Origin of the sequence: Streptomyces sp. NPDC102270 (assembly GCF_044766405.1) — a bacterium.
Classification (GTDB): Bacteria; Actinomycetota; Actinomycetes; order Streptomycetales; family Streptomycetaceae; genus Streptomyces.
In genome coordinates this window covers 63,649-70,041 of record NZ_JBIWLX010000028.1, presented here as the reverse complement: position 1 = coordinate 70,041, position 6,393 = coordinate 63,649, and the positions used below count along the sequence as shown (strand labels likewise).

General features: G+C 67.6%; 7 protein-coding genes. 3 read left to right on the top strand and 4 right to left on the bottom strand.

The genetic code is table 11. From position 1 onward, the window contains the following. Positions 1-863: SAVED domain-containing protein (locus ACIRP7_RS41140; RefSeq protein WP_403670755.1), on the top strand; the 863-nt coding region annotated here is incomplete at its 5' end. Here the strand turns inward: ACIRP7_RS41140 and ACIRP7_RS41135 are convergent. From ACIRP7_RS41135 to ACIRP7_RS41120, 4 genes are all read right to left on the bottom strand, one after another. Continuing rightward, positions 836-2,674 carry a ThiF family adenylyltransferase gene (locus ACIRP7_RS41135; protein WP_403670752.1) on the bottom strand — a complete coding sequence of 613 codons (1,839 nt, stop codon included), beginning with the start codon at positions 2,672-2,674 and terminating at the stop codon, positions 836-838. The two genes, ACIRP7_RS41140 and ACIRP7_RS41135, sit on opposite strands and share 28 nt — an antisense overlap. After that, complete coding sequence (locus tag ACIRP7_RS41130; RefSeq protein WP_403670749.1) at positions 2,671-3,681, bottom strand: cyclic GMP-AMP synthase DncV-like nucleotidyltransferase; 1,011 nt, start codon at positions 3,679-3,681, stop codon at positions 2,671-2,673. The genes ACIRP7_RS41135 and ACIRP7_RS41130 overlap by 4 nt, the downstream gene beginning before the upstream one ends. 681 nt (positions 3,682-4,362) lie before the next feature. Then, the gene (locus ACIRP7_RS41125; RefSeq protein ID WP_403670746.1) at positions 4,363-4,881 is read right to left on the bottom strand and encodes an ImmA/IrrE family metallo-endopeptidase; all 519 of its coding nucleotides are present in this window, start codon (positions 4,879-4,881) and stop codon (positions 4,363-4,365) included. Continuing rightward, positions 4,868-5,185 (bottom strand): helix-turn-helix domain-containing protein, encoded by a 318-nt coding sequence (locus tag ACIRP7_RS41120; RefSeq protein WP_403670743.1) that lies wholly within the window; start codon positions 5,183-5,185, stop codon positions 4,868-4,870. The genes ACIRP7_RS41125 and ACIRP7_RS41120 overlap by 14 nt, the downstream gene beginning before the upstream one ends. 288 nt (positions 5,186-5,473) lie before the next feature. On the opposite strand from ACIRP7_RS41120, the gene ACIRP7_RS41115 reads away from it, so the two are divergent. Both ACIRP7_RS41115 and ACIRP7_RS41110 read left to right on the top strand, forming a co-directional pair. Continuing rightward, on the top strand, positions 5,474-5,656 hold the full coding sequence (locus ACIRP7_RS41115) for a hypothetical protein (RefSeq protein WP_403670741.1): 183 nt from the start codon (positions 5,474-5,476) through the stop codon (positions 5,654-5,656). Beyond that, positions 5,649-6,389: a hypothetical protein gene (locus ACIRP7_RS41110; RefSeq protein WP_403670738.1), complete on the top strand. Its 741-nt coding sequence runs from the start codon at positions 5,649-5,651 to the stop codon at positions 6,387-6,389. Before ACIRP7_RS41115 ends, ACIRP7_RS41110 begins: the two co-directional genes overlap by 8 nt. Positions 6,390-6,393: the final 4 nt, after the last annotated feature.

Here is a 6,393-nt window from a genome sequence, read left to right as displayed (position 1 = left end):
CCCTCCGCGTGAAGTCCATGCCGAGTATGAGAAGTTGCGAATCGCCGCGTAAAATTAACGGTCAGAAGCCTGTCCGGAAAACGCGAGGCCCCTCACAGACGGCCGCGGCCGCCGTGCTCGCCGGCGATCGATTTCCGTTGTTCCTGGAGTCCTACACCCGGCACGGCCTGGAAATCGATCTGCGGGGTGTGCCGGGAGAGTCATCTCTTGCCCCATGTCCACCATCGCGTGCCGCAGCCGCCAGCCGCGCCTACTACCGCCTGGCGTCGGAGCAGATCGATGCCGTGATCGAGCGGCAGTTGCGGCCGGGCATCATGCGGGATGCCGTGCGGCATGTGAGCGTGTTCGGCTTCGCGCGTCTGCCGCTGCTGGTGTACCTGGGTTCCCGCCTGGATGACACGGTGCCGACCGACCTCTACCAGAGGCAGCGGGCAGACGAGTCGTGGGTGTGGGGCAGCGACGACGGTCCGCCGGTCGAGTTCACCACCAGGATTGACCACGACGTGTCGGCCGGGAGCGAGGCCGTGGTGGTGATGAACGTATCCGGGGCGATCGGGCCGCAGGAAGTGCCCACCACGCTGGCGGCGTTGCGCCGCTACGAGATCCGGCCGGTGACGGCACCGACGTGCCCGGACGTCATGCGTGACCGCGGGTGCTTGCTGCGCTTCGCAGCTTCCGTGCGGGATTTTTTCGCCCGGTTGGAGTGGGAAGCGAAGACACTGCGGCGCTTGCATGTCCTGCCTGCGGTGCCGATGTCGGCCGCAGTTGCGCTGGGCCGGGCGCATCATCCCCAGGTGCATCCGCGGCTGGTGGTCTACGAGCGGCTGGCCGGAGTCTACGTGCCGACGCTTGAGGTGAGCTGAGGCAGCGGATCGTGGCTCGGGCCGGGTGCGGGGACCCAGGCGGGTACGGGTGGGTCGTCGGGACGGGGCACGTAGGGGATGAAGTGGTGGGCCGGCTGGGTGCCGGTATGGGGCTGAGCGCACAGATGGGTTCCGGGAACGGGCCAGCGTAGTTGGGTGCCCAGAAGGGTGACGAGGCTGGCGGCGACGCCTGCGAGGTCGGCGGCGGATCCATGGAAGGTGGGGACAGAGCAGCCTCGGGTGGGTCTGATCTCGTCGCCTGGTTCCGGCTCAGTCCACAGCGCGTGGTAGGGCTCCAGATCGGGGGTAGCCAGGACGTGCTGGCCGCTGGCGCGGTCGATGGCCAAGGGGCCTTGGCCGGTATCGGGCGCGGAGATCGTGAGGATGCCATGGCTGGCGGCGGCCGTGTCGGTGGCCATCTGGGCGAGCACGGCTCTGCGGTCGGGGTGGCGCGCCACTAGCTCGAGGAAGCGTCCGACGGTGACGCTCACGGTGGCGTCGATGATGACATCGGCCTGCAGTGCGGCATCCAGCAACTCCGGTGAGGGGGGCGAGGGGCAGAAATCGACGGTGAGATCGTCGCGGAGGCTGTGGAGGCGCTCTGCCAGGGCGATGGCCTTGGTGGAGCCGACGTCGGCTTCGGTGTAGTTCTGTCTCACCAGCAGTCCTCCGGTGATGGGGCTGCCCGGGTCGCTCAGGGTGATGCGGGCGGCTCCCGCTCGGGCGATCAGTTCGGCGACCCACGAGCCGATGCCGCCGCACCCCCAGAGGTGGACATGGGTGTTCTGGAAGGCGTTGACGGGCCGCTGCGCGTCACGGCGGGTAGTGACCGCCGCCCGCTCGTCGGAGAGGTAACACCACTCGATGGTGCTCTCCCTCACCTCGGCGGGGAGTGCGGAGAGTTCCTGTGGCGTGCGGGGTGTGCGGCGCAGTGTGTCGCTGACCTGGACCGGCAGGCGGCCGGCGAGAAGGAAGCGGGAGCTTGCGGGCAGGGTGGGGTGCGGGACCGCAAAGACAAAGTACTGGCAGGTCCCCTCCGGGTTGCGGCGTGCGCTGTGGGCTAGGGCAGCCAGGAAGGGGGCCGAACCAAGCCCCGGCTGCTGATTGGCTGTTGAGGAAGATGGCGAGGCATCGATACGGCTGGCGAGGTCGGCGAGAGTGCGGCCCGCTCCCCACGGCAGGCTGTGGCTGAGAGGCAGGATCGGCAGCCGCAGACTGTGCTCCCCGAGGGGCCGGCCGGAAAGGTCGAGCCGGCAGGCGGAACGTGGGGTGAGCCAGCCAGTGTGTGCCATGTGGTGCGCTTCTGGTTCCCTGGCCACGATGGTGGGGGTCCCCGGTGTGTGATGCAGGATTCCCCCGACCGCGTGGTACAGGGCGGTGGTGGAGTCGAACCGGTTGGCTGCCGCGTCGGTCAGCCACTGCCACAGCCGGTTCAAAACGGCGGACATGCCCGCATCCGGGTCCCACTCGCGGGTGGCATCGAGGTAGATGCAGAGCCGGTTTCCCTCCAGCACGTGCGGGGTGCCGGCGAACCGGCTGTGGGGCGTCAGCACGTGAGGGGGCAGCCGTTCGATGGCCGGGAGGACGAGGATGAACTCCTCGTCCTCGCCCAGGACGAGACCGCCTGCGGTGTGATGGATGTCAGCGGTGTGCAGACGGATGCGGACACCGGCCAGTCCGTCGGCGATGAAGCGCGGACGGCCTATGATCCGCAGATCTGCGGGCTGCTGGGCGGACAGCTCCTTGAGACCGGCCAGCAGGCACTGCTGCCACACATTGAGGGCGGGGGCGGGCGGCTTCCGCTTGGTCATCCTGCACGTCCGGTGTGGGAGGTGGTGGTGGCAAGGGATGGCACCGGGAACTTGGGGCGGGCGGCAGGGCGCGGGGAAGATGCGGACGGGCGGGACGGTTCGGGGAAGCGGTCGCCGAACAGCTCGCGCCAGCGGCGCACGCTGGTGTCGGGGTCCGTCTCGTCGTAGGCCGCGCGGATCTGGCGCGCGTGCGTATGGATGCGCTCGCGGAAGTAGGCGTAGGTCGCCTGGTCCCAGCGGTGGTCGAAGGTGACGCCGGAACCGGACGGGTCGGCGATGGAGGGCTTTTGCCGGTTGGCCTGCAGCCACCGGTCGAGGTCTTCGACGATGGTGAGCAGGGCGGTGGGCACATTCGCGTAGCAGCCCGGGTGCAGCAGAGCGTTCAACTCCGATACCCGCTCTCCGAGGAGGGTGGTGAGGATGATGGAGCGGGTGCCGGTGAAGGAGTCTCTGTGGTCGCGCACGTACTTCATCAACCGGATGACTTTGCGGAGGTTCCCCTTCGCGAGGGCGTCCTTCTCCTGCATCCAGGCAGTGAACCCTGCCGGGTTGGTCACCTCCCACCGGTTCTCGTCACGGTTGACGATGACTTCGCGACCGTCGGCGAGGTGCAGGTAGGGGACGATGTCGACGTGCATGGAGTTGGCGTAAGTCAGTTGCACGCAGCGGCACTTGCGGGTGTGCGGCATGTCCTTGTAGACGCTGTGCCGGTGCAGCACGGCGTAGATCTTGTCGATGTAGGTCTTCGGGTCGTGCGCCCACTCCAGCACCTCTTGCAGGTGGAGCATGAAGTCGGCGTCGAACTCCTTGTCGCCTTGCGGGTTGATGATGGTGCGCTGCGCCCACGAGCCTTGAGGCTTCTTGGCGAGGATGAGCGGGCCGAGTTCCGGGTCGCTCTTGAGGGCCTGGTAGATGACTTCCACTCGTTCGGCAAGGAGATCGAGCTTGGCCTGGCTGAGGTTGACGGTCTCCCGCAGGAACGTGTGAAAGCAGTCGACATGCTGCATGGGGTTTCCTTCCTGAGATGACGTGGTGAGCGGCCCCCGGTCTGCGCGGCGAGGTGCCTGCCGCAGGCCCGGCCATTCCGGCCCCGGACTCGGTGAAGGGGGCGTGCAAAGCCGCGTGTTGACGGAAGCAGCCGGTGGGATGGCGCACGGGCAGAGGTGCGCTGCGGGGCTGTCGCGCAGCGCCAACAATGGGGGAAAGGCCGCCGTGTATCCGTGAGTTGCCGGATGCCACGGCTGCAGTGCGCGTTCCCCGGCCGCTCTGACGGCCTGCACCCCCAGCGGCGTGATCAGACCGGTTGGCCGCCGAGGGCGGCTGGTTGGGGGTGGCGCCTGCGCGGCGGCCGGAGTGAGAGGTGGTGCCGTCCGGGTTGGTGCTGCCGCCCGTCGTCACGGACCGGCGCACACGCGCGGTACAGCCCAGTCAGGTGTACGCCTGCGCAGGAGACCCGCACAGGGTGCAACGTCGTTCCCAGAAAGCGTGCCTGCTCTCTGGCGTAACAAGGACACCACAGGCGGCCATACCTGCGCAAGACATAAATCGATGGACAGTTTCACTGTCCCTCTTGTGGCGCTGCCCCGCTGACGCTCACTCAAAAGTGAAGGCGGCCAAGCCGCGTCGCTCCGCCAGCGAGCCGTGAGACGCCCGGCTGGGCCTGCCGCGGGTGCGCACGGCGAGACTGCTCAGCGAGCAGGACCGGAGATGATGCCCAGGTTCATGAGGCGGTAGGTCATCGCGATCTCACTCAGCTGGAATACCTCGGCCAGCGAGCTGACCAGTTCGTCGACGGTCCGGAAACGGGTCTGGTGGACCGTCTCGCGCACGAGCGTCTCCGGGGCGAGCAGGGCCGCGGCGAAACGGTTGGCTTCGATCTCCTCGCGGTCCGTGGCCATGCTCGAGACGGTGTTGCGGTAGTTCACGCGGGTGTCGGTGTCCAGGATCAGGGGACGGCCGCGGTGCAGGCGAAGGTGGGCGAGCTCGTGCGCCACCGTAAAGCGACGCCGCTCACGCGAATGGGCCTTGTTGACGCCGATCACACAGTTGCCGTCTCGCCGCATCAGCATGCCCGACACGTCGTCATCCAGTTCCCTTGGTACGACCGTGACATCGAGCCGCCGCGCCAGATCGTACGGGTCGACAGGAGCAGCGGTGATCTGGAACTCCTGCAGCAGGGCGCGCGCGGCGACGTCAGCCCTGGCCATGGGCGTCCATCAGCTTCTCGGCGTCGGACCACACGGAGGCCACGTCAGCTGCATGGCGCGCCGGCACCCCGGATGTTTCCTCCGTCATGAGCGGTGGAAGCAGTTCAGCCGGCTGCACGTTAAGCACCGCTGCGATGCGGACCAGACGGTACAGCGGGGGCGCCTGCGTTCCGGCCTCGATGTTCGTGATCGATCCGCGCGACAGCCCGGACCGCCGGCCCAGCAGTTCCTGCGTCAGCCCTGCTCGGGTCCTGGTCTCACGGATCAGCCGCCCCACGGCCGCATTGAACGCCTTTTCCTCCACGCCACCCCCAAGCGATGCCAGTCTCACTGACAACCTACTTCCCCGCCTGGGCCACAGCCAGGCACTTAGCCGAACGTGCGCCCGAGTGAAGTCCCGACCGCACCCGGAGCGACCGGGGCACATCAGGCAGTGGCCCTTGCACACCGGCGACGGAGGCGCCAGGCGCGCCCTCGACGCCGGGGCGGCCCGGCGTAGTGGTGTGAGCCCGGTGTGCGAGCCCGCTGGGCAGTTGTCAGTGCCGCATGCTTGACTGCCTTTACGAGGGAGCGCGTCAGAAGGGATGTCGCAATGCCTACCGTGGTGGACAAGACACCCGAAGAAATCGCCCAGTGGCGGGCGCAGCTGTTGGCGAGGACTCGGCTGTCCGCTGACGAGCTCGCCGAGCGCGCGGAGAGCTATCAGCTGAGCGCCGAGGAGCTGGAGATCTGGCAGACGCTCCAGGGCTTGGACTACCTTCTCGAGGGTGTCTGACGAAACGGGCCTGATCCCACTGCACAAGGCGGCGGAGGACTTCGCCGGGGAGCTGACCGCGACCCTGGGTGGGGTCCTTCCGCATGCTCCGCGGTTCCATGCCATTCGCACGGGTCGCAAACTGTGGGTGACCACGGTCTCCGGTGACGAGTCCGAGCCCGTCCAGAGCCGGATCGAGTTGTACATCAACGGCGATCCCGAACTCACCCTGGCCATCAGCTACTACTGCTGCTGGGACCAGGCTGGCGAGTTCCTCGCCGTCGACAAGTCCACGGTCGCGATGTACTACCGTCAAGATCCCGAACCGCTGATGCGCTACGAGTACGTGCGCACCTGGACGTGGCCGCCCGGCGCCCACATGCACGTCCATGCCCATCACAATCAGATCTCCTGGCTGCAGCGGCTGTCCGACGCCGGCAAACCGGGCAGGCTGATGCGGAAGAAAAAGCGGCCCGGACTGGCGGAGCTGCACTTCCCAGTCGGCGGCCATCGCATGCGCCCCAGCCTCGAGGACGTCCTGATGATGATCGTCCGCGAGTTCGACGTGGACACCGTGGATGGCTGGGAGCGTGTTCTGACCGATGGCATCCGCCGCTGGCGCGACAAGCAGCTGCGCACAGCGGTTCGTGACGCACCCGACCAGGCCGTGCAGGTGCTGCGTTCCCTGGGTTACGAGGTGAACGAGCCCGCCGGGACCGCCACCACATCGCACTCCAAGTTGTACTTGCCGTGAGGGC

What these genes read in the sequence shown, in the direction of transcription:
- ACIRP7_RS41125 (WP_403670746.1), bottom strand. Translation starts at nt 4,881, where the DNA reads ATGGCCAGGGCTGACGTCGCCGCGCGCGCCCTGCTGCAGGAGTTCCAG.
- ACIRP7_RS41130 (WP_403670749.1), bottom strand. Translation starts at nt 3,681, where the DNA reads ATGCAGCATGTCGACTGCTTTCACACGTTCCTGCGGGAGACCGTCAAC.
- ACIRP7_RS41115 (WP_403670741.1), top strand. Translation starts at nt 5,474, where the DNA reads ATGCCTACCGTGGTGGACAAGACACCCGAAGAAATCGCCCAGTGGCGG.
- ACIRP7_RS41135 (WP_403670752.1), bottom strand. Translation starts at nt 2,674, where the DNA reads ATGACCAAGCGGAAGCCGCCCGCCCCCGCCCTCAATGTGTGGCAGCAG.